Source organism: Streptomyces lothianensis, from assembly GCF_047779955.1.
In the GTDB taxonomy this organism is placed as follows: domain Bacteria; phylum Actinomycetota; class Actinomycetes; order Streptomycetales; family Streptomycetaceae; genus Streptomyces.
Window position 1 is genome coordinate 1 of the sequence record NZ_JBLMKT010000041.1, and the last position, 20,834, is coordinate 20,834.

General features: G+C 70.7%; 20 protein-coding genes. 9 read left to right on the forward strand and 11 right to left on the reverse strand.

The window, feature by feature from the left end:
- Positions 1-2,570, forward strand: a 2,570-nt coding sequence (locus ACLF6P_RS14710; protein ID WP_415950699.1) for an ATP-binding protein, incomplete at its 5' end; no start/stop codon positions are given.
- Between the two features lie 132 nt (positions 2,571-2,702).
- Here ACLF6P_RS14710 and ACLF6P_RS14715 read toward each other — a convergent pair.
- The 3 genes from ACLF6P_RS14715 to panB all read right to left on the reverse strand — a co-directional run bounded on the left by ACLF6P_RS14715 (position 2,703) and on the right by panB (position 5,689).
- Complete coding sequence (locus tag ACLF6P_RS14715) at positions 2,703-3,551, reverse strand: ABC transporter permease (RefSeq protein WP_415950700.1); 849 nt, start codon at positions 3,549-3,551, stop codon at positions 2,703-2,705.
- A 73-nt stretch (positions 3,552-3,624) separates the two neighbouring features.
- Positions 3,625-4,644 (reverse strand): ATP-binding cassette domain-containing protein, encoded by a 1,020-nt coding sequence (locus ACLF6P_RS14720; RefSeq protein ID WP_415950701.1) that lies wholly within the window; start codon positions 4,642-4,644, stop codon positions 3,625-3,627.
- 142 nt (positions 4,645-4,786) lie between these two features.
- A complete protein-coding gene (gene panB / locus ACLF6P_RS14725) occupies positions 4,787-5,689 on the reverse strand; it encodes a 3-methyl-2-oxobutanoate hydroxymethyltransferase (RefSeq protein ID WP_415950702.1) in 903 nt (300 codons plus the stop codon).
- A 216-nt stretch (positions 5,690-5,905) separates the two neighbouring features.
- Here panB and ACLF6P_RS14730 point away from each other — a divergent pair, with 216 nt between their 5' ends.
- The 3 genes from ACLF6P_RS14730 to ACLF6P_RS14740 all read left to right on the forward strand — a co-directional run bounded on the left by ACLF6P_RS14730 (position 5,906) and on the right by ACLF6P_RS14740 (position 9,799).
- Positions 5,906-7,504 (forward strand): MFS transporter, encoded by a 1,599-nt coding sequence (locus tag ACLF6P_RS14730; protein WP_415950703.1) that lies wholly within the window; start codon positions 5,906-5,908, stop codon positions 7,502-7,504.
- A gap of 365 nt (positions 7,505-7,869) precedes the next feature.
- Positions 7,870-8,487, forward strand: coding sequence for a TetR/AcrR family transcriptional regulator (locus ACLF6P_RS14735; protein WP_415950704.1), 618 nt, complete (start codon positions 7,870-7,872; stop codon positions 8,485-8,487).
- Positions 8,488-8,770: 283 nt separating this feature from the next.
- Positions 8,771-9,799: an endonuclease/exonuclease/phosphatase family protein gene (locus ACLF6P_RS14740; RefSeq protein WP_415950705.1), complete on the forward strand. Its 1,029-nt coding sequence runs from the start codon at positions 8,771-8,773 to the stop codon at positions 9,797-9,799.
- 85 nt (positions 9,800-9,884) lie between these two features.
- On the opposite strand, the gene ACLF6P_RS14745 is transcribed toward ACLF6P_RS14740, so the two are convergent.
- The 5 genes from ACLF6P_RS14745 to ACLF6P_RS14765 all read right to left on the reverse strand — a co-directional run bounded on the left by ACLF6P_RS14745 (position 9,885) and on the right by ACLF6P_RS14765 (position 14,075).
- Positions 9,885-10,871, reverse strand: a complete 987-nt coding sequence (locus ACLF6P_RS14745; protein WP_415950706.1) for a DUF4190 domain-containing protein — start codon at positions 10,869-10,871, stop codon at positions 9,885-9,887.
- Between the two features lie 72 nt (positions 10,872-10,943).
- A complete protein-coding gene (locus tag ACLF6P_RS14750) occupies positions 10,944-11,819 on the reverse strand; it encodes an alpha/beta fold hydrolase (RefSeq protein WP_415950707.1) in 876 nt (291 codons plus the stop codon).
- 40 nt (positions 11,820-11,859) lie between these two features.
- Complete coding sequence (locus ACLF6P_RS14755) at positions 11,860-12,621, reverse strand: DUF998 domain-containing protein (RefSeq protein ID WP_415950708.1); 762 nt, start codon at positions 12,619-12,621, stop codon at positions 11,860-11,862.
- Positions 12,622-12,762: 141 nt separating this feature from the next.
- On the reverse strand, positions 12,763-13,401 hold the full coding sequence (locus tag ACLF6P_RS14760) for a DUF305 domain-containing protein (RefSeq protein WP_415950948.1): 639 nt from the start codon (positions 13,399-13,401) through the stop codon (positions 12,763-12,765).
- A gap of 14 nt (positions 13,402-13,415) precedes the next feature.
- Positions 13,416-14,075 (reverse strand): DUF3105 domain-containing protein, encoded by a 660-nt coding sequence (locus ACLF6P_RS14765; protein WP_415950709.1) that lies wholly within the window; start codon positions 14,073-14,075, stop codon positions 13,416-13,418.
- A gap of 213 nt (positions 14,076-14,288) precedes the next feature.
- Here ACLF6P_RS14765 and ACLF6P_RS14770 point away from each other — a divergent pair, with 213 nt between their 5' ends.
- The 3 genes from ACLF6P_RS14770 to ACLF6P_RS14780 all read left to right on the forward strand — a co-directional run bounded on the left by ACLF6P_RS14770 (position 14,289) and on the right by ACLF6P_RS14780 (position 16,420).
- Positions 14,289-15,650 (forward strand): glutamine synthetase family protein, encoded by a 1,362-nt coding sequence (locus ACLF6P_RS14770; protein WP_415950710.1) that lies wholly within the window; start codon positions 14,289-14,291, stop codon positions 15,648-15,650.
- 141 nt (positions 15,651-15,791) lie between these two features.
- The gene (locus ACLF6P_RS14775; RefSeq protein WP_415950711.1) at positions 15,792-15,998 is read left to right on the forward strand and encodes a hypothetical protein; all 207 of its coding nucleotides are present in this window, start codon (positions 15,792-15,794) and stop codon (positions 15,996-15,998) included.
- Positions 15,995-16,420: a type II toxin-antitoxin system VapC family toxin gene (locus ACLF6P_RS14780; RefSeq protein ID WP_415950712.1), complete on the forward strand. Its 426-nt coding sequence runs from the start codon at positions 15,995-15,997 to the stop codon at positions 16,418-16,420. Before ACLF6P_RS14775 ends, ACLF6P_RS14780 begins: the two co-directional genes overlap by 4 nt.
- Before the next feature lie 426 nt (positions 16,421-16,846).
- On the opposite strand, the gene ACLF6P_RS14785 is transcribed toward ACLF6P_RS14780, so the two are convergent.
- The 3 genes from ACLF6P_RS14785 to ACLF6P_RS14795 form a co-directional block, all read right to left on the reverse strand.
- Positions 16,847-17,692, reverse strand: coding sequence for an endo alpha-1,4 polygalactosaminidase (locus ACLF6P_RS14785; RefSeq protein ID WP_415950713.1), 846 nt, complete (start codon positions 17,690-17,692; stop codon positions 16,847-16,849).
- Positions 17,693-17,807: 115 nt separating this feature from the next.
- Positions 17,808-18,017: a DUF397 domain-containing protein gene (locus tag ACLF6P_RS14790; RefSeq protein WP_415950714.1), complete on the reverse strand. Its 210-nt coding sequence runs from the start codon at positions 18,015-18,017 to the stop codon at positions 17,808-17,810.
- Positions 18,014-18,892, reverse strand: coding sequence for a helix-turn-helix domain-containing protein (locus ACLF6P_RS14795; RefSeq protein ID WP_415950715.1), 879 nt, complete (start codon positions 18,890-18,892; stop codon positions 18,014-18,016). Before ACLF6P_RS14795 ends, ACLF6P_RS14790 begins: the two co-directional genes overlap by 4 nt.
- Before the next feature lie 158 nt (positions 18,893-19,050).
- Here ACLF6P_RS14795 and ACLF6P_RS14800 point away from each other — a divergent pair, with 158 nt between their 5' ends.
- The gene (locus ACLF6P_RS14800) at positions 19,051-19,491 is read left to right on the forward strand and encodes an ATP-binding protein (protein ID WP_415950716.1); all 441 of its coding nucleotides are present in this window, start codon (positions 19,051-19,053) and stop codon (positions 19,489-19,491) included.
- Positions 19,492-19,778: 287 nt separating this feature from the next.
- A complete protein-coding gene (locus tag ACLF6P_RS14805) occupies positions 19,779-20,795 on the forward strand; it encodes a helix-turn-helix domain-containing protein (RefSeq protein ID WP_415950717.1) in 1,017 nt (338 codons plus the stop codon).
- Positions 20,796-20,834: the final 39 nt, after the last annotated feature.

The window sequence follows — 20,834 nt, forward strand, 5'->3', positions numbered from 1 at the left end:
CACCCGCCCGCAAAGGCAACCTCCGCGCCCGCCTCACCTCTTTCATCGGCCGCGAGGAGGACATCGAGGCCCTGCGCGCCGATCTCGCCGGCGCGCGCCTGGTGACCCTGCTCGGCCCCGGCGGCGCGGGCAAGACGCGGCTCTCGCAGGAGGCCGCCGACGGGCTGGCCCACCGCGACGGCGTCTGGCTGGCCGAGCTCGCGCCGGTCGACGCGGGTGCCGATCCCGAGGCCGTACCGGAGGCGGTGCTCACGGCGCTCGGCGCCCGCGAGACCGTCCTGTACGGGGCGGGCGCCGAGGAACTGCGCTCCGCGGACCGGCACGGCCAGGACCCCCTCGTACGCCTGGCGGAGCATCTCGCGCGACGGGAGCTGCTCCTCGTACTCGACAACTGCGAGCATGTGGTCGGGGCGGCCGCTCACATGCTGGCGTATCTGCTTCCGCGCTGCCCCGGTCTGACGGTTCTCGCCACGAGCCGTGAACCGCTCGGCGTGCCGGGGGAGTCGGTGCGGCCGCTGGGGCCGCTGCCCGAGGCGATGGCGCTGCGGCTCCTCGACGAGCGCGGGGCGGCCGCGCGGCCCGGCTTCAGCGTCGAGGACGACCGGGCCGCGGCCGAGGAGATCTGCCGCCGTCTCGACGGCCAGCCGCTCGCCATCGAACTCGCCGCGGCCCGGCTGCGGATGCTCAGCCCGCGCCGGATCGCCGACCGGCTCGACGACCGTTTCCGTCTCCTGACCGGCGGCAGCCGCACGGCCCTGCCGCGCCAGCAGACGCTGCGGGCCGTCGTCGACTGGTCCTGGGATCTGCTCGACGCTCCCGAGCGGGCCGTGCTGCGCCGCCTCTCCGTCTTCGCCCGCGGCTGCGATCTGGGCGCCGCCGAGGCCGTCTGCGGCGCCGTGCCCGAGTCGGACGGGGACGCCGCCTGCCATCTGCACCTCATGGTCGACCGGCGCGATGTCCTCGACCTGCTCGGCTCCCTCGTCGACAAGTCGCTTGTGGTGGCGGCGCCCACGGCCGAGGGCGAGATGCGCTACCGGCTCCTGGAGACCGTCGCCGAGTACGCCTCCGAACGCCTCGACGAGGCGGGCGAACGGGCCCTCGCCGAGCGCGCCCACCTCGTCCACTACCGCGAACTCGCCCGCACCACCGACCCGTTGCTGCGCACCAGCCGCCAGTTCGAGGCGATCGCGCGGATCGAGACCGAGTACGAGAACCTGCGCACCGCCCTGCGCCGAGCCGTCGCCCTGCGCGAGGAGCAGGAGGCGCTGTGCCTGGTCCACGCGCTGTGCTGGTACTGGCAGATCCGCGACCAGCGGACCGAGTCCCAGCACTGGTCGACCGCCGTCGCCGAACTCGGCCCCGACCCGTTCGCGCCGCCGGTCACCCCCGCCCCCGACGTGCCCGAGCGCTGCACCGACGCGCCGCCGCCGATGAGCCCCGAGGTGCTCCAGGAGGCGCGGCGCGGCGTACGGCTCATCCAGCTGGCCACCCAGGACCACGGCCGCGACATCTGGTCGGACGACTCCTCGCGCGATCTGCTCGACGCCGTCGTGGCGACGTACCGGGTGGGCCAGCCGCAGACCTGCCGGATGCCGGGATCGCTCTGGTTCTTCGCCCGGCTGATCAGCGGCGAGCCCTTCGACGTGGCGGAGCTCACCGAGGAGACCGTGCAGGCCTGCCGACGGCTCGGCCACCGCTGGGAGCTGGCCACGGCGCTGCATGTGCGCGCCAACATCCTCGCCAACCGCGGCGAATGGGCGGACGGCGCCTGCGAGGCCGCCGACGAGGCGCTCGCGATCTACCGTGAACTCGGCGATGTCTGGGGGCAGGCCGAGGCGCTGTCCGCGCGCGGTGAGGCCTGGGAGCGGCAGGGGCACTTCGCGCGGGCCGCCGAGGACTATCGCGCGGCGATCGAGCACACCGAACGCATCGGCGCCTCCACCCAGGTCATGGTCCTCAAATCCCGCCTGGCCGGCGGCGCGCTCGCCGAACTCGGCCAGGGTGACGAGGCCGAGCGGATCCTGCGCGAGGTGATCGCCGAGTCCGATCCGGCGGTCCTGGAGGCCCAGGCCTTCGCCCGGCTCTTCCTCGCACTGCGTCTGGGCCGCACCGGCCGCACCGCTCAGGCGCGGGAGTGCCTTGCCTGGCTGGGCGAGCAGTTCTCCGCGGGGCCGATCGCGATGTTCAAGGGCATGATCATGGGCATGCAGGGCTGGCTCGACACCGTCGACGGCGACCACGAGTCCGCGTTGGTGAACGCGCGCGAGGCGCTGGTGCGCGCCCTCGACCCGATGCCGCAGATGGTGATGCCACAGCTGACCTGGACCCATCTGTCCCTGGCCGCCAGGGCACTCGCCGGACTCGGTCCGGAGCGGGCCCGGGACGCGGCCCGCGTGCTCGGCGTTTCCGACGCCCAGCGGCCCGTCAAGCATGTGGCGCCGCAGTTCGAGCGGGAACTGCGCGAGAGCGCCGAGGCGGCCGTGCGCGCCCACCTCAGCGACGAGGAGTACGAGCGGGCCCATACGGAAGGCGGCGGCCTCTCCGTCGAGGAGGCCGCCGCCCTGTTCTGACCCGGGTGCCGCGGGACGCGATCCGGCGGCACCAGGATCAGCGCCCCGATTCCGTAGGCATCAGACCTTCTCCAAGCGTCCGGCCTTCTCCATGCGTCCGACCTTTCCCACGCATCGGACGCTCTCCACGCATCAGCTCTTCTTCGCGAACTTGTGGATGGCGTACGGAGCCATGACCACGGTCAGACCGACCGTCCAGGCGAGCGTCAGCCACAGGCCGTGCGCGACGGGGTGGCCGGTGGTCATCAGGCCGCGGGCCGCGTCCGCGAGGCCCGACATCGGGTTGTACTCGGTGAAGTTCTGCAGCCAGCCCGGCATGTTCTCGGTCGGCGTGAAGATCGACGAACCGAACTGCAGCGGCATCATCACCATGACGGCCATCGCCTGCACCGACTGCGCGTTCTTCATGGTCACGCCGAGGACCAGGAAGATCCACATCACGGCCGAGCCGAAGAGCAGCGAGAGGCCGACGGCCGCGAACAGGCCGGGCCAGGACTCGATGTCGAAGCCGACCAGCACCGCGACGACCATCAGCACCGTGGTGGCGATCAGCATCCGCAGGATCTCCACGGTGATCTTCGCGACGAGCACCGAGGCACGCCCGATGGGCAGCGACCGGAAGCGGTCCATGATGCCCTTGTGGAAGTCCTCGTTGAAGCCGGTGCCGACGGCCTGGGCGATGGTCATCGACATCATCGCGAGCATGCCGGGGATGACGTACTGGATATAGGCGTCCTGTCCGCCGCCCATCGCCTTGCCGATCGAACCGCCGAAGACGAACACGAACAGCAGGGTGAGGACCACGGGCATCAGGAGGGCGTCGAACATCGACTCCGGGTCCTTCTTGATCCACAGCAGATTGCGGCGGATCAGGGCGCCGGTGTGGCGCAGGTTGGCGCGCAGACCGATCCTGCCGTCCTCGTCGTCGAGAAGGGGCTGCTGCGGGGCCGGTGCGGGCTTGTTGAGGGTCGTGGTGCTCATGCGCCGGCCTCGCTTCGCTCGGCGGGCTGTTCGCACAGCGCGCTCCTCTTGTTGATGCGTTCGCTTCGCTCTCTCATGCGGCGGCCTCCTCGAGTTCACGGGCGGGTGCGTCCTGCGGGGCACTGGCCTTCTGGCCGGTCAGCGAGAGGAACACCTCGTCCAGGCTGGGCAGTTCGGTGGCGATGTCGGCGAGCTGGACACCGGCGGCGGCCAGCCGGGCCACGATCGCGGTGAGCTGCTCATCGCTCTGTACGGGCACGATGACGGTGCCGTTCTCGGAGTCGACCGAGGTGGTGGCGAGGCCGGTGAGACCGGAGGCGTCCAGGTCCGCGGCGATCATGCGCAGCCGCAGGGGATCGGCCGGGCGGATGCGCAGGGTGCGGCCGCCGACCTTCGCCTTGAGTTCGGCGATGCCGCCCTCGGCGATGATCCGGCCGCGGTCGATCACGGTCAGTTCGGAGGCCAGCTGCTCGGCCTCCTCCATGTACTGCGTGGTCAGCAGGACGGTGACGCCCTCGTCCCGCATGGACTTGACCTCGTCCCACACCTCGTTGCGGGTCCGCGGGTCGAGACCGGTGGTCGGCTCGTCCAGGTAGAGGACGGCGGGGCGGCCGATCATCGAGGCCGCGAGGTCGAGACGGCGGCGCATACCACCGGAGTACGTGCCGGCGGTGCGCTTGGCGGCCTCGGTGAGCGAGAAGCGCTCGAGCAGCTCCTCGGCGCGCTTTCTGGCGTCCGCCCTCGACAGATCGAGCAGCCGGCCGATCATGTACAGGTTCTCGAAGCCGGAGAGCTTCTCGTCGACCGAGGCGTACTGGCCGGTCAGGCCGATCTTGCGGCGCAGCCGGCGGGGCTGGCGCAGCACGTCGTGGCCGGCCACGACGGCCGTGCCCGCGGTGGGGCGGATGAGGGTGGACAGGATGCGGACCAGAGTGGTCTTGCCGGCGCCGTTCGGACCGAGCACGCCGAGGACGGTGCCCTCGCGTACGTCCAGGTCGACGCCGTCGAGGGCCTTCGTCTCGCCGTAGTGCTTGGCGAGGCCTCGTACGGTGACCGCGGTGCGGTGGGTCGTGCTGTTGTCGGATCGCGTCATGCCGACAACTGTGGGCGGCGCCGCCGACAGGGGGCCGACAGAGTGCCGACAGGTCACCGACACGGGTTGTCGGTGACCTGCCGCTGACCTGCCAGTGACCGGCGATGCGCCTATACGTGCAGGTCAGATGGGGTGGACACCCCTAGTGGAACGTGTGCTCCTCCCGCGGGAAGGCGCCGCCCACGACCTCCTCGGAGAACTCGCGGGCCGCCGAGACCATCTGGGCGCGCAGATCCGCGTACTGCTTGACGAAGCGCGGCATCTTCCCGGGCGTCAGCCCCATCATGTCTGTGTAGACGAGGACCTGCGCATCGCAGGACGCCCCGGCACCGATGCCGACGGTCGGGATGTGCAGCGAGCGGGTGACCTCGGCCGCGAGCTCGGCCGGGACGAGTTCGAGGACGAGGGCGAACGCGCCCGCGTCCTGCGCCGCCTTCGCGTCCCGCAGCAGCCGGTGCGCATCCTCGTCCCCGCGCCCCTGCACCCGGTAGCCCATGGTGTTCACGGACTGCGGGGTCAGCCCCAGGTGGGACATGACGGGGATGCCGGACTGGACGAGCAGTTCGGTCTGGGCCAGCGAGCGCTCGCCGCCCTCCAGCTTCACGGCCCCCACGCCCGCCTCCTTGACCAGGCGGGTCGCCGAGCGCAGCGCCTGCACCGGCCCCTCCTGGTAGGAGCCGAACGGCAGGTCGCCGACGACCAGGGCACGCGAGGTGCCGCGTACGACCGCGGCGGACAGCATGGTCATCTCGTCGAGCGTGACGGGCACGGTGGTGTCGTACCCGAGATGGCAGTTGCCCATCGAGTCGCCGACGAGCAGGACGGGTACCCCTGCCTCGTCGAAGACGGAGGCGGTCATCGCGTCGTAGGCGGTCAGCATGGGCCACTTCTCGCCGCGCTCCTTGGCGGCGATGAGGTCCCGTACGGTCACGCGGCGGTTTGACCTGCCCCCGTACAGCGCCTTACTGCTGTCGGAAGCCTGCTTGCCCCCGGGGGCGTTCCCCTCGGGCGCGGCAGGCGTCTGGGCAGCCGAAATCTGCGACATTGCAACGGCTCCTTCAGTCATCTCGAGGCGCCCTGACGGCGTCCCCGGATCACCACCCATGGTGGCACCTCACGGGTCCGCAGACCAGAGGAACCCCCAAGCGCGCGCTTAGAGCCCTCTGCCGCCGGTGCTCAGAGCCTTCTGCCCCGGTAAAAGCTCCTCAAAAATTTACGATACGAGACGGTGTCGTATCGAAAAAACCCTATTCTCATCCCCATGACGACGACACCGCCCACCACCCCCGCCCGCATACCCGAAGCCGTCCACCGCCGCCGCTGGCTCATCCTCGGCGTGCTGATGCTCAGCCTGCTGATCGTCGTCCTCGACAACTCGATCCTGAACGTGGCGGTCAAGACGATCTCCGAACCGGCACCCACCGGCCTCGGCGCCACCCAGGGCGAGCTGGAGTGGGCGATCAACTCGTACACGCTCGTCTTCGCCGGGCTGCTCCTCACCGCCGGACTCCTCGGCGACCGGATCGGGCGCAAGAAGATGCTGCTGTTCGGCCTCGTCGTGTTCGGCGTGGGCTCCCTGCTCGCCGCGCTTGCCGACTCACCGGGTCAACTCGTCGCGTTCCGCGCCGTGATGGGCTTCGGCGCCGCCTTCGTGATGCCCGCGACCCTCGCGATCCTGATGAACGTCTTCGAGCGCGAGGAGCAGCCCAAGGCCATCGGCATCTGGGCCGCGGGCGTCGGACTCGCCATCGCCATCGGGCCCATCACCGGCGGACTGCTGCTCGACCACTTCTGGTGGGGCTCGGTCTTCCTGGTCAACGTGCCGATCGTGCTGCTCGCGCTCGTCCTCATGATCGCGCTCGTGCCCGATTCCAAGGACCCCGCCCCCGGCCGGATCGACCCCGTCGGCGTGCTGCTCTCCGTCCTCGGTCTCGTCCTGCTCGTCTACGGGATCATCGAGGGCGGCCGGCTCGCCGACTTCACCGCCCCGACCGTGCTCGCCACCTCGGGCGCCGGGCTCGCCGTGCTCGCCGTCTTCGTGGTGCACCAGAAGCGCAGCGACCACCCGTCCATCGACGTCACGTACTTCAAGAACAAGGTGTTCTCGGCCGCCATCGCGGCCATCGCCCTGGTCTTCTTCGCCCTCATGGGCGTCACGTTCTTCTCGGTCTTCTACCTGCAGAGCGTGCGCGGCTACACGCCGCTGCAGTCCGGTCTGCTCCTCATCCCGCTCGCCGCCGCCCAGCTGATCTTCGCGCCGCGCGCCCGCCTCGCCGTCGACCGCTTCGGCAACAAGGCGGTCACCACCGCCGGGCTGCTGCTCATCGCGGCGATGCTGGGCGTCTTCTCGCTGCTCGACGCGGACACCCCGATCTGGATCCTGGAGGTCGTCTTCTTCCTCATGGGCACCGGGATGGCGCACATCATGACCCCGGTGAGCGTGGTCATCATGCAGGCCCTGCCACGCGAGAAGGCGGGCTCGGCCTCTGCGCTCAGCAACACCTTCCGGCAGGTCGGCGGCGCGCTCGGGATCGCGATCCTCGGATCGGTGCTCTCCGCCGCGTACCGCTCCGGCATCGAGGACCGGCTCGCCGTCCTGCCGGAGCAGGCGCGGCACGCGGCGGGGGAGTCCATCGAGGCGACGCTCGCCGTGTCCCGCTCGCTCGGCGAGCGCGGCGAGGCGCTCGTCGCCCCGGCGCACCAGGCCTTCCTGGACGCGATGCACATCACCGCCCTGTGCGGCGCGGGCGTCGCCCTGCTGGGCGCGCTCGTCGTCGCCCTGTTCCTGCCGGGCCGCCCGCCCGCGCCTGGCGAGCGGGCGGCGGAGGAGACCTCCGAGCCGGTGGGCGCGGGCCGCTAGTGCCGCATCAGGGAACCTTTGCCCCGTCGCGACGCCCGGCACGCACTCTCGCCGCACGTGCCGAAAGCCCGAGTACGTCCAGTACGAGGACTTCCGGCCCGCACGCCGAGAGCACGCACCGGACGCCGCTCCTTGACGGGCAAAGGTTCCCTGACGCGGCACTAGGCGAGAATGACGTACGCATCGAGTACGTATGACGTACGGGTGCGAGTGACGTACGGGTACGAGCCACCGCGTACGCACGGCAGTTGCGTACGCGGGACGGCCGTGCACGCGCGACGGCTGCGTACACGGGATGAGCGGGACGAAGAGGAGCGCCAGGGATGGGCCCGAGGCACCGGCACGAGCAGCGGCATGAACGGCACATGCCATCGAGCCGGTCCGGGGCCGTGCGCGGGCGGCCGCGCAGCGAAGCCGTCGAGCAGGCCATCATCGAGGGCGTGATGAGCCTCCTCGAAGAGGGCGTCTCGCTCGGCGACATGTCCATCGAACGGATCGCGCGCACCGCCGGCGTCGGCAAGGCCACCATCTACCGGCGCTGGAGCGGCAAGGAGGAGCTGTTCGTCGAGGTCATGCGGGCGACCGAGGAACCCGATGCGGAGCTGCCGGGCACGTCCGTACGGGATGATCTCGTCGCCGTCCTCGAAGGGATCCGCCGCCGGGGCCTGGCCAAGCGCTCCTCGGCGCTGCTGCAGAGCCTGCTCGCGCAGGCCAAGAGCTATCCGCAGCTCTGGGAGCGCTATCACGAGGAGGTCGTTGCCCGCCGCCGCGAGCGGATCACCGAAGTGCTGCGGCACGGCGTCGAATCGGGCGAGCTCCGCGGCCACCTCGACGTCTCGCTGATGTGCGATCTGTTCACCGGCCCCATGCTCGCCCGCACCATCCTCAGCCATGACGCACCGCTGCCCGAGGGGCTCGCCGAGTCGGTCGTCGACACGGTCCTCGAAGGGCTGCGGACGGACCCCGGCCACGCGGGCCGGTGAGGACGCCCGCTCAGGGCGTATGGGACGCCCGAGCAGGCCGGGCGGGGAGCCCGCGCAGGCCGGTGAGCGGACCGGCGATACGCGGCTGATGTGCGCGTTTCGTCACAGCCGCCTGTGAACGGGCCCCGGCCAGGAACTGCCGGCCGGCACCGCCCGTCCTCCTAGCCGTACGGCCACGAGAACAGCCCGGCCCCGGCCCGGCCCTCGCGGCAAGGCACAGCACCGTCATCGCCTAGGGTCGACCCGGGACGGCGACGGTGTGCACGGCGAATGAGGCAACGGTATGGCGCAGGCGTATATGACGGAGACGGGGACCGGCGGCTCGGAGCCTGAGCACCGCTCCCGCGCCCGGCGCCTGCTCGACGGCCTGCGCAACACGCTCAGGAAGCCGGGCGTCTGGCGCCGCGGCATCGTCGTCGCGGCCCTCGCCGTCCTGCTCGCGCTGGTCATGGCGCTGCACTCGAAGATCCCCAACCAGGTCGGCAACCTCGGCTCGCTCACCGAGACCTTCCTGCCCTGGCTCGGGCTGTTCGTGCCGGTGCTCCTGGCCCTCGCGGTCCTGCGCAAATCGGCCACGGCGCTGATCGCCGTGCTCCTGCCGGCCTTCGTCTGGATGAGCCTCTTCGGCGGCCTGATCTTCGACAAGTCCGCCGCGGGCGGCGATCTGACGGTCGCCACGCACAACGTGAACGCCGACAACCCCGACCCCGAGGGCACCGCCCGCAGGATCGCCGCATCCGGCGCCCAGGTGATCGCCCTGGAGGAACTCAACCGCGAGGCGCTGCCCACGTACAAGAAGATCCTGCGCGAGACCTATCCGTACGCGGCCGTCGAAGGCACCGTCGGCGTCTGGAGCAAGTACCCGCTCAAGGACTCGCGGCCCGTGGACATCAAGATGGGCTGGACGCGGGCCCTGCGCACCACCGTGGCCTCCCCGAAGGGGGAGATCGCGGTGTACGTGGCGCATCTGCCGTCCGTACGCGTCAACGCGGACGCGGGTTTCACCGCCGGCCAGCGCGACAGCAGCGCCCGGGCGCTCGGGCTCGCGATCCGCGCGGACGAGGTGCGCAGGCTGATCCTGCTCGGCGACCTCAACGGCACCTTCAACGACCGGGCCCTGGCACCCGTCACCTCGCAGCTGCGTTCCACGCAGGGGGCTGCGGGGGACGGGTTCGGGTTCAGCTGGCCGGCCGCCTTCCCGATGGCGCGGATCGACCAGATCATGGTGCGGGGCATCGAGCCGGTGAGCTCCTGGTCGCTGCCCCGCACCGGCAGCGACCACCTGCCGCTCGCGGCTTCCGTGGAACTCTGAGTCTCCCCGCGGCCTTCGCGGCCTCCCCGGCCCGCCCGGCCTCCCCGGCCCGCCCGGGCTGACCGGGCCGCTCGGCCTGCGCGGCCTACTCGGCCGAGCCCGACCAGATCGCCGGCTCGTATTCGAGGAACTCGGGGCTCAGCTCCAGCTGGAGGTCCGTCTCGGCGCCGGCGGGGACGGAGAAGGCGTACGTGGCGGTGGCCTTCTTGCCGGGGAGCACGGAACCGGCGAAGGGCTTGGTGCTGTTGCTGCCGTCGAAGACCATCTCGGCCTCGGTGCCCTCGCCGTCGCGCAGCATGGGGTAGGCGCTGGCCAGGTCGAGCTTCCTCTTGCCGCCGTTCTCGATCGTGATCGTGAACTGGAAGGCCTTGTTGCCCTTCGTGTGGCCGACGGCGAACTCGTCCGGCTTGTACGCGGCGGGCTTCGAGACGGTGACGCTCAGACCGTCCTCGTACACGTAGCTCTCGCCGAACGCGACGGCCGCCTCGGCTTCGGCATCACCGTCGGCTTCGGCATCGGTGCCTCCGGCACCGCTGGTGTCCTTCTCGATCTGGGTGACCTCGTCCTTGGCCTCGTCGACGGCGTCCGAGACGATGATCACCGCGAAGACCAGCCACACCGTGGAGGCGACGATCGCGATACCGCCGAGGATGGCGCCCGCGAGGGCCACCCCGCCGTTGGTCGCCTCGCCCCGCTTGGCGCGGGAGCGGCCTATGAGGCCGAAGACCAGGCCGAGGATGCCGAGGATGATGCCGAGCCAGACCGTCAGGAACAGCACGGCGCCGATGATGCCGGTCACGAGACCGGCGATGCCCAGGCCGTTGCGCGGCGCCATCATGTACGGGCCCGGGGCCGGGGGCATCGGGTACGGGGTGCCCATGGCCGGGCCCTGGGGCGGTACGGGGCCGGAGACCGGCGGCGAGGCGAAGGGCGAATCCGGTCCGGAGGTCTGCGGCGGGGCGAAGGGCGAATCCGGTCCGGAGGTCTGCGGCGGGGCGGAGGGGGATTCGGCGCCCGAGGCGTGCGGTGGGGCGAAGGGGGACTCGTGGCCCGGCGGGGGCGGAGTGCTCATGGTGGTCCTTGGTGCGCGATGTGAATTTTCGCGTCACCGTAACAGAGGCTCATCTTTGCCCTACTGTGCCCTTCACCTGCGCAAATGGCATGCGGGGGCGCTCGTGGAGAGCACCGCGTCCGCCACCTCGCCGGGCCGGTCGAGCATCACCAGATGCCCGGCCCCCGCCGCGAGGCGCAGCCCGGCCCCGAGCGCCCCGGCGAGCTCCCGCTGCCGCCGCAGCCAGCTCTCGCCCTCGCCCGCCGCGAGAACCGTGACGGGCAGCTCGGCGGGCAGTGTGAACTGCCTTCGTACGCAGGCGAGTTGGGCCGCCATATCCGGATACGTGGCGTACTCGGCGAGAACCGCCCGCAGTGAACGGCTCGTCGCATAGGCGCGGCGCACCAGCGCGTACGGCGCCGGGTCGCCTGCCCGGCCGCCGCGCGCGAGCCGGAACACGGCCCGCCGCGCCGCCGGGCCCAGAGCACGCGGCACTCCCGCCGCGGCCAGGACCCGGGCGGCGACGCGGGTGAGGCCCGTGTGCAGCGCGGGCGCCGGGCGCGGGCGGGCGGCCGGCTCCACGCTGGAATCGATCAGGACGAGACCCGCCGTACGCGCGGGGTGCAGCCGGGCGAAGGCCTCGGCGTGGAAGCCGCCCAGGGAGTGGCCCGCCACGGTGGCGGGCCCGTCCAGGCCGCACGCGTCGAGGACCCGCGCGATCCGGTCGGCCTCGCCGGTCAGCGAAGGGAGCACGGCGGCCGGTGCGCTGAGCCCGAGTCCGGGGCGGTCGAAGCGGACGACCGTACGGTGCGGGGCGAGCAGCGCGGCCACGGCATCCCAGTCGAACCACGCCATGCCGAGCCCCGGCGTGAGCACGCAGACCGGCCCGGCGCCCTCGACGACGACGTGATGCACCACCCCGCCGATCCGCACGAACCCCTCGGTCCGCCCGTTCACGGCCCCACTCACGGGCCCGCTCCCGTCGCGTCGAACGGGCCCGTCCGCCCGCTCATCGGCCCGACCCCGTGCCGCTGGATCCGGTCCCGGTCCCGGCGCTGGTGCCGGTCCCGGTGCTGGTGCCGGTGCCGGTGTGCCCAGCGCCTTCGCCGCGCCCCACCTCGTACGCGAGCAGCCCCAGCCACACCGAGATCAGCAGCACCTGGCAGCGCTGCCCCAGGCCGAGCAGCCAGGTCCCGCCGCCCGCCTGGAAGGCCGCCACCGCGGCCAGGGTCCAGACGGTGGCGGCGAGTGCGGCCGCCACCAGCCACGGCCCGTACCGGGCCAGGAGCCGCCGGCGGTCGTGGCGGCGGGCCGCGACGGTCAGCGCCACCATGCCGGTCAGCGCCCCGAGCACCGCGAGTGAACTGCTCACCGCGTGCACCGTGTGGGTGGCCGGGAGCAGCCCGGCCGCCTCGCGCGCCGCGCAGCGCGGATCGGCGGTCGGGGTGCAGCTCAGCGGCAGCCGCGAGTCGACTGCGGTCGCCGCGCCGAAGAGCACGAGGCCCGCCCAGCCGGTCCGCGACCAGCCCGTCCGTGGCAGGTGCGCGGCCAGCCCCCAGGCCGCGCCGACGAGCAGGAGCAGCCCCGCCACCAGGTCCGTGGCACGGAAGACGCCGCCGAGCGGTTCACTCTCGGCGGCGAGTTCACTGACGTACGTCCGCAGCGGATCGAGACCCGTGGCGAGGAAGAACTCGCTGAGCCACGCGCAGTACACCACCGCGCCGAGCGCGAGCAGGACGGCGACGGGCCGCAGGCCGCGGGAAAGGCTCATCGCTGCATGCACCACCACCGGACGGGACGTAGTGGCTCAAACCCTACGGCCCCGACCCCGAAGCGGCCCACCGCGTCCGGGGCCTGAAGCGGCCCACGGCGTCCGGGGCGGCCGGAGGCGTCCACCGCGTCCGGGGCCGGTCTACCGCGCCTCGGCGCCCCGAGCCCGCAGCAGGTCCGCCATCAGCTCGATCTCCGACTCCTGCGCGTCCACCATCCCCTGCGCCAGCCGCTGCTCGACCCCCACCTCGCACCGGTCCACACAGCCCTGGGCCATGTGCACACCGCCCTTGTGGTGCTCGGTCATCAGCTGCAGAAACAGGATCTCGGCTTCCTTGCCGCTCAGCTCGCCGAGCCGCTTCATCTGCGTCTTGGTCGCCATCCCCGGCATCAGCGCCCCGTCGTGACCGGGCGCCGGTGAGGCCGCCATGTCCATCCAGCCCATCGGGGCGTCACCGGAGGCGACCGGAAGCCCCCACAGGCTGAGCCAGCCGAGCAGCATGCCGCGCTGGTTGGCCTGGGTGTTGGCGATGTCGTACGCGAGTCGGCGGATCTCCTCGTCGTCCGTGCGCGCCCGGATGACGAAGGACATCTCGACGGCCTGCTGATGGTGCACGGCCATGTCCCGCGCGAACCCCGCGTCGGCGGAGTCCGTCGTGGGCGTGGCCGTGGCGGCCGGAGACGCCTCGCCGTCGCCGTCGGCGAGCGCCAGTGCCGCGCCCCCGCCGCCCGCGAGCAGCAGCGCCGCCGCGATCCCCAGCCAGGTGCTGCGCTTTCCCATGAGGCTCATCCCGCTCACATCGTTCCGCTCGTGCAGGCGGCGCCCGGCTCAGGGGTCTGCGGGCCCTGGACGAACTTGGCGAAGAAGCTCTCCACCCGGGGATCCTTCGCACTGTCCACGGTCACCTGCTTGCCCCAGGCGGTCAGCATGAGCGCGCCCTCCTGCGCCTCCACCGGGCTCATCAGGGAGTACGGGGTGGCCTTGACCTTCTCCTTCAGCGCCTCGACGTCGGCGTCCTTCGCCTGCTTGTTGTACGTGACCCAGACGGCGCCGTGCTCGAGGGAGTGCACCGCGTTCTCGTTGCGGACCGGCTCGTCGTATACGTCGCCGTCGCAGTTCAGCCAGGTCGGATCGTGGTCGCCGCCGACCGGCGGGGTCTGCGGGTACGAGACCGGCGTCTTGACGTGGTTGCGCCCCAGCTTCTCGGCATCGAACTCCTTGATGCCCCCGATGGGCGCCTCCGACGCGGCCTTCGCCTTGGCGTCCGCTTCGTCCTGCTTGTTCTTCTCGTTGATGAACAGATACGAGCCGAAACCGACCAGGCCCGCCACTATGGCGGTACTGACGGTGATGGTGATCAGACGGGTGCGGCGCTCGCGGGCGTGTTCGGCGCGGCGCATCTCCTCCACGCGGGCACGGCGTTCGGCGGAGGAGGTGTTACGGGCGGAACCCATCTGGTGTAGTCCGTTCTCCAGTGGCAGGCAAGGTCAGGTGATGTTACCGACGGGTGGCCGCTGCGTCAGCCGCCCCGTCAACCCACTCGGCTCCCGGAAGGCCGGGCCGGTTTGCAATGTGCCGGAAACCGTGTGGTGGGATGCTCAGGTGACCCCGGGTGGATGACACGATCCGGTGGTCGGCCGGCCGGCAAGGATGGGTGGAAAGTCGCTATGGACAAGCAGCAGGAATTCGTGCTCCGTACCCTCGAGGAGCGCGACATCCGGTTCGTACGCCTGTGGTTCACGGACGTCCTGGGCTTCCTCAAGTCGGTGGCCGTCGCCCCGGCGGAACTGGAGCAGGCCTTCGACGAGGGCATCGGCTTCGACGGCTCCGCGATCGAGGGCTTCGCCCGGGTCTACGAGTCCGACATGATCGCCAAGCCGGACCCGGTGACCTTCCAGATCCTGCCGTGGCGCGCGGAGGCCCCCGGCACGGCCCGGATGTTCTGCGACATCATGATGCCCGACGGCTCCCCGTCCTTCGCCGACCCGCGCTATGTCCTCAAGCGGGCCCTCGCCAAGTCCTCCGACCTGGGCTTCACCTTCTACACCCACCCGGAGATCGAGTTCTTCCTCCTGAAGGACAAGCCGCTCGACGGCTCCCGCCCCACCCCGGCCGACAACTCCGGCTACTTCGACCACACCCCGCAGAACGTCGGCATGGACTTCCGCCGCCAGGCGATCACCATGCTCGAATCCATGGGCATCTCGGTCGAGTTCAGCCACCACGAGGGCGCGCCGGGCCAGCAGGAGATCGACCTCCGCTACGCGGACGCGCTCTCCACGGCCGACAACATCATGACCTTCCGCCTGGTCATGAAGCAGGTCGCCCTCGAACAGGGCGTGAACGCGACGTTCATGCCCAAGCCCTTCTCCGAGCACCCCGGCTCGGGCATGCACACGCACCTCTCCCTCTTCGAAGGCGACCGCAACGCGTTCTACGAATCGGGCGCCGAGTACCAGCTCTCGAAGGTCGGCCGCTCCTTCATCGCGGGCCTGCTCCGCCACGCCGCCGAGATCTCCGCCGTCACCAACCAGTGGGTCAACTCCTACAAGCGCATCTGGGGCGGCTCCGAGCGCACCGCGGGCGCGGGCGGCGAGGCCCCCTCGTACATCTGCTGGGGCCACAACAACCGCTCGGCCCTGATCCGCGTCCCGATGTACAAGCCCGGCAAGATCGGCTCGGCCCGCGTCGAGGTCCGCTCCCTCGACTCCGGCTGCAACCCCTACCTCGCGTACGCGGTCCTCCTCGCCGCGGGCCTCAAGGGCATCGAGAAGGGCTACGAACTGCCCCCGGGCGCCGACGACGACGTCTGGGCCCTGCGCGACGCGGAACGCCGCGCGATGGGCATCGAGCCGCTGCCGCAGAACCTCGGCGAGGCCATCGACCTGATGGAACGCTCCGAACTGGTCGCCGAGACGCTCGGCGAGCACGTCTACGACTTCTTCCTGCGCAACAAGAAGCAGGAGTGGGAGGAATACCGCAGCGAGGTCACGGCCTTCGAGCTGCGGAAGAACCTGCCGGTGCTGTAGGCGCAGGTCAGACGGCCGCTGGGCTGCACAGGGCGGGCATTGAGGGGGCGCGGTCTGGGGCCGAGTCACCGGATACCTCGATCGTGTGCCGCCCGCGACTCGGCGATGGCCCCTGCCACCGGGCGTGGCTACGCTGAATGCATGACCACCCGGGATCAGCTTCGCGAAATGATCGAGCAGCTGTCGGATGACGATATCGAGCTGGCGGCTGAGCGGATCAGGCCATTGATACTGCCAGAGCCGCCGCGACGCACACGACCTGCGTTCATCGGCATGGGGCGCTCCGGCCACTCGGATACATCGCAGCGTGTGGACGAGATCCTGCGTGAGACGGGGTTCGGCGAGTGATCGTTGTCGACACGGGACCGCTCGTAGCCCTGGCAGATGCCGACGACGAGTACCACGATGCGTATGCCCGGTGGTACGAGGGGATCAATCCGCAGAACCTGCTGATTCCGGCGCCAGTGCTGGGCGAGGCCTGCCACCTCGTCGGCACGCGATGCGGATCGCGCGTAGAAGCCGCCATGCTCGATGCTCTCGCGAGCGACCAGCTCGGCACCGTCACCGCGGTGCAGCCTGACGACCTGGCACGGATGGCTGAGCTCGTCCGCCAGTACGGCAACCTCCCCCTAGGCGGCACCGACGCCTGCGTGGTTGCCATCGCTGAGCGCTGGAAGGCCAAGCAGGTGGCCACAGTGGACCGCCGCCATTTCACCGTCGTCCGTCCCTGCCACGTCCCGTCTCTCGAGCTGTTGCCTGCCGACCTGTAGCCCCGATTCCGTCTCCTTGGCTTCACGTTGATCGGGACACCTGTGAAGGTGGTGGCCATGATGCGGCCTTGTCACTACCTCCGGTCCCTCGGATTGGCGTTCCGGCTTGCTCCGATGAGTTTCGCGGCATGCCGGGAGACGGGTAACCCGGCCCTGGAGCATGCTCTGGACAATCAGGCGACGCTCTGTGGCATCCCTGGGCGCCAGGTGACGGTCTATCGGCATCTGTTCGTCGCGAGGAGGTTCGGAAGGTGCTCGGACTGCCGGATGAGGGCGGTCGACTCCTCGTCCAGGACTCTGAGGTAGGGCGTCTCCGGCGAGCGGGCGTCTTTCGTCGCCCCAGGCGCGTCCCGCTGTGCCACCCCCTGGAGGCGTAGACCTCGACACGATCCCGCACACCGCGCGGTGGACGCCGGGTGTGCCGCCTCACGCGTCGTCGCAGGTCTCCCGCAGGTGGCCGGAGCGTCCCTCGGGGAGGACGTCCAGGTCGCGCCGGACGATACTGACCTGGTCGCCCCAGCCGTCACAGGCCTTCCTCAGGCCCTCGCCCTCGTACTCGATCAACAGGAGCGCGTCGCCGAACGCGTCGGCGTACTCCTGGCATTCGTCGTACCGGCCGCATTCCTCGACCACGGCAAAGTCCAAGCCCACCTTCTCGCGGTCCTCGGCGAGCTGGGGGGTGTTCTTCTGGGCGATGGCCAGGCCCTGGTCGTGGGCGTGGTCGGCCAGCAGTTTGAGGAACGCCTCGGCGTCCCGGGCGCTCAGCAGACCCTTGGGCGCCCGGGTGTAGGTGTCGTAATTATCCGGTTCGACGGCGTCGTAGCCCTTGGCGGCACAGGAATCGATCCACCCGACGACCGTGCCGGCGATCCGCTCCCGCTTGGCGCCCGTGCTGATGTCGAGCATCGCCTCGCCCCAGTCGTCGTCCATGACGACCTGGCCCTCCTCGTCCCGCAGGAGCAGGTCGGCGTCCCAGTCGTCTTCCGCGTTCGGCTGGGCCTGGAAGGCGTTGACGTAGCAGACGTTGTAAACGCCGGGCGCGGGCTCCGCCGTATGGTCGCGGACGACCACCTCCACTCCGTCGGGCGGGGCGTAGGGTCCGCCGAGCTGGTAGTCGAGACCGGCGTGCGCCGGGGGCAGGGCCACCTCGCCGGAGGACTCGGCGGCCCTCTCGCCTCCGCCGCCCGAGCACGCCGTGACCGACGGTACGAGGACGGCCGCCAGGGCGAGGGCGATGGCATACGGCCGGAAGGCGACGCGGTGTCCGCGCATGGTGGTGCAGCTCCAGTGGTGGGCAGAGTCATTCGCGGACGCGACAGAACGGGTCCCCTGCCGGATCCGTCAAGATACGCCCACTGCGTTTCGCGTCGACCTCGTCGAGTGCGGGTCAGCCCTCGGAGGCGTACGTCACGAACTCGGTCCACGCGGTCGGGGTGAGTGACAGGCGGGGGCCGAGGGTGTTTTTGGAGTCGCGGACGTGGATCGTGCCGAGGGTGGTGGCGACTTCGATGCAGTCGCCGGGCTCGCTGCTGTCGCTGTAGCTGCTCTTGAACCACTGAAGCCCGGCATCGTCCCCGGCAGTGACCTTGCGGATCATGTTTCTCCCAGCACTTGCTCGATGAAGGCCAGTGACTCTCGTGGCGTGAGAGCCTGCGCTCGGATCATGCCATACCGCAGTTCAAGGATCCGGAGCTCCTTCTGATCGGAGACGAGGCGGCCCGCGAAGGCCCCCTCGGACTGACCCACGGCTGTTCCGTCCTTGAACTTCAGCACCTGGATTCGCCCATCCATTCCGGCATGACCCCCGTGGCTGGTCGGCATCACCTGGATCGCCACGTTCCGCAACTGCGCTACCTCCAGGAGGTGTTCGAGCTGCCGACGCATCACCATTCTGCATCCGATCGGGCGTCGCAGCGTCACCTCTTCCAGGATGAAGCTGAGCGTGGGCGCCGGGTCACGTTCGTAGATCACGTGCCGCGCCATGCGCCCGGCAACCTCACGCTCCATCCTGTCCTGCGCGAGCGCGGGCTGTCGGCACTCGAACAGTGCTCTTGCGTACTCTCGGGTCTGCAGCAAGCCATGCAGGTTGTGGTTGCCGTACGAGTCCAGCTCGACCGCCCGCTCCTCCAGCTTCGCTAACTCCCGTACCTTCTTGGGGTATCGGGCCCTGGCCATTTCCCCCTTCATCGCGGAGATGAAGCCCTTCGCCTCCAGCACTTCGTCTGCCTTGTCCAGGTACTCGGGCCGAGGAATCCGAGCTCCCCGCTCCACTTTGCGCACCAGGTCCTCGCCGTATCCCATGGCTGCCGCGAACTCGGTCACGCTCAGGCCGGCCTTCTCCCGCCACCATCGCTGCTGGTGCCCCAGCGCCTCAACAACCGAAGCGATCTCATCCTCAGGCGCGACACCCCAGTCGGGTTCGTCTGACGCGTCCACAGGTTCCGTACCGCCGCTGCCGCTGTCCACGCTCATGCGTGCCCACCTCCGACGTAGCGTGCTTCTCCAACGCGCACCCGTACCCCGCCGTCACCGAGGACAGCCGGGACAAGCCGGGACAACGACCGGACAGTTCCGATACCTACCGGCGTCCTCGCTGTTCAGCGTACGCATGACCGGCCACGCTGAGTGACGTGAACTCAGAAACCACCCAAACCCCAACACCCGTACGCCACTTCACGATGCTGTTCTCGGCGACGCCCAGAGGAGCCCGCCTCGCCCGCCATCTCGCCGTGCAGCAACTCATGGACTGGGGTCTCGTCCGCGACCGTGGCGAGCAGATCGTCGCCGAACTCGCCAACAACGCCGTGCTGCACGGGCGCGTCCCCGGCCGTGACTTCCGTCTGACTCTCGCTCTCACGGACACGTGTTGCCTCCGCATCGAGGTGACAGACGCCCGTGCGGACCGTCTGCCCCTGCCGCCGCGTAGCGCGTCCGAACTCCCGGCTCGCGAAGCCGAGTCAGGCCGTGGGCTCCTCTTGGTGGAGGTGCTCGCCGATCGCTGGGGTGTGGAGCCGGGGCCGGTGCCCTGCAAGACGGTCTGGGCGGAAATCGACCGCTCTTCTCCCGTCTGACCGCATCGAGGTTTCCACGTCCCGGTGGACCGCGACCCGGTGCGGCCCGACGTCAAAGAGTCAAAGAACCCGGGAGAGAACCCCACCAAACCCACCCCCAGCCCCCGCATCACTCACACGAGTGATCGATCCCAACTTGGCTGGCGCATATGCCATTTCAGGGTGCAGGCTCGGCCGCAGTAGCAGTAGCAGCAACACGCACAACACAACCGCAGACATGCGACGGCCCCCGCAGGGACTGCAATCCCGTGCGAGGGCCTGACCACCGAGGAAGTAGGCCCTTCCTGATGGCTGAGCAGCAGCTTAACGCGCCCGCGTGCGCGTCACCCCCGGTTCCGGCCAGCGGCATCCGGCACGTCTACCGACGCCACCCCGACCGCTTCACCGTGGTCGGCAACCACCTGGCGCAGCACCCCGAACTCTCCCTCACGGCCATCGGCCTGGGCACCCACATCCAGTCGCTTCCCGAGGGTGCCAAGGTGAGCATCAAGTGCCTCGCGGGCCGCTTCCGCGAGGGTGAGGTCAGCATCGCCGCCGCCCTGCGCGAGCTGGAGGCTCACGGCTACCTCACCCGCACCCGCGAGAGGCTCCCGTCCGGCCGGATCGTCACCCGCACGGTGTCGTACAACAACCCGCCCGCGATGCGTGACACCTGCCCGGAGCAGGGTGCGGCCCCCGTCGAGCGGCGGATGCGGCGGCCCAGCGAGCCGCAGTCGGGTGAGTCGAAGTCGGGTGAGCCGCAGTCGGGCGAGCGGGAGCGGGCCGCTTCGGCGGCGCACGCCAGTCCGGCCTGCCCGCCGACCGTACCGGCTTCCCGGCCGAGCGCGCCGGCTTCCCGGCCGAGCGCGCCGGCTTCCCGGCCCGCCACCCCGCCTTCCCCGCTCCCCGCGCCCGACACGCCCGAGCTCGACCGCCACCGCACCGCCGTCGCCCTCCTCGCGGACCTCCGCCGAAACGACCCCCGCCTGCTCCTCGCCCAACGGGACATCCGCCGCCTCGCCCCGGCCGTCGCCGCCTGGCTGGAACGCGAGGTCCCTCCCGAGGCCGTACGCCGCACCCTCACTGCGGATCTGCCGGACGATCCGATCCGCCACCCGGCCGCTTTCCTGGCGCACCGCCTCACCGCGCTTCTGCCGTCACCGCTCCCAGCGGCACCCGCAGGGCCCCGCCGCCCCGACCCCCTCCAGAACTGCGACCGCTGCGACCACGCCTTCCGCGCGCCGGAACCGGGCATCTGCCCCGCCTGCGAATCCGCCGCCTTCAGCGCCTTCCCGGTCTCGCTCGTCCCAGCCGGGCCGCGATGACCGCGCCCGGCTCATACCGGGTCTGCCCGAGCCCGTCCG

Bases quoted from the DNA above. Each gene is read 5' to 3' on its own strand.
- ACLF6P_RS14785 (WP_415950713.1), bottom strand. From the start codon at position 17,692: ATGCGCGGACACCGCGTCGCCTTCCGGCCGTATGCCATCGCCCTCGCC.
- ACLF6P_RS14715 (WP_415950700.1), bottom strand. From the start codon at position 3,551: ATGAGCACCACGACCCTCAACAAGCCCGCACCGGCCCCGCAGCAGCCC.
- ACLF6P_RS14770 (WP_415950710.1), top strand. From the start codon at position 14,289: ATGGACAAGCAGCAGGAATTCGTGCTCCGTACCCTCGAGGAGCGCGAC.
- ACLF6P_RS14755 (WP_415950708.1), bottom strand. From the start codon at position 12,621: ATGAGCCTTTCCCGCGGCCTGCGGCCCGTCGCCGTCCTGCTCGCGCTC.
- ACLF6P_RS14745 (WP_415950706.1), bottom strand. From the start codon at position 10,871: ATGAGCACTCCGCCCCCGCCGGGCCACGAGTCCCCCTTCGCCCCACCG.
- ACLF6P_RS14740 (WP_415950705.1), top strand. From the start codon at position 8,771: ATGGCGCAGGCGTATATGACGGAGACGGGGACCGGCGGCTCGGAGCCT.
- ACLF6P_RS14760 (WP_415950948.1), bottom strand. From the start codon at position 13,401: ATGGGAAAGCGCAGCACCTGGCTGGGGATCGCGGCGGCGCTGCTGCTC.
- ACLF6P_RS14735 (WP_415950704.1), top strand. From the start codon at position 7,870: ATGCCATCGAGCCGGTCCGGGGCCGTGCGCGGGCGGCCGCGCAGCGAA.
- ACLF6P_RS14730 (WP_415950703.1), top strand. From the start codon at position 5,906: ATGACGACGACACCGCCCACCACCCCCGCCCGCATACCCGAAGCCGTC.
- ACLF6P_RS14720 (WP_415950701.1), bottom strand. From the start codon at position 4,644: ATGACGCGATCCGACAACAGCACGACCCACCGCACCGCGGTCACCGTA.
- panB (WP_415950702.1), bottom strand. From the start codon at position 5,689: ATGTCGCAGATTTCGGCTGCCCAGACGCCTGCCGCGCCCGAGGGGAAC.
- ACLF6P_RS14790 (WP_415950714.1), bottom strand. From the start codon at position 18,017: ATGATCCGCAAGGTCACTGCCGGGGACGATGCCGGGCTTCAGTGGTTC.
- ACLF6P_RS14765 (WP_415950709.1), bottom strand. From the start codon at position 14,075: ATGGGTTCCGCCCGTAACACCTCCTCCGCCGAACGCCGTGCCCGCGTG.
- ACLF6P_RS14805 (WP_415950717.1), top strand. From the start codon at position 19,779: ATGGCTGAGCAGCAGCTTAACGCGCCCGCGTGCGCGTCACCCCCGGTT.
- ACLF6P_RS14795 (WP_415950715.1), bottom strand. From the start codon at position 18,892: ATGAGCGTGGACAGCGGCAGCGGCGGTACGGAACCTGTGGACGCGTCA.
- ACLF6P_RS14775 (WP_415950711.1), top strand. From the start codon at position 15,792: ATGACCACCCGGGATCAGCTTCGCGAAATGATCGAGCAGCTGTCGGAT.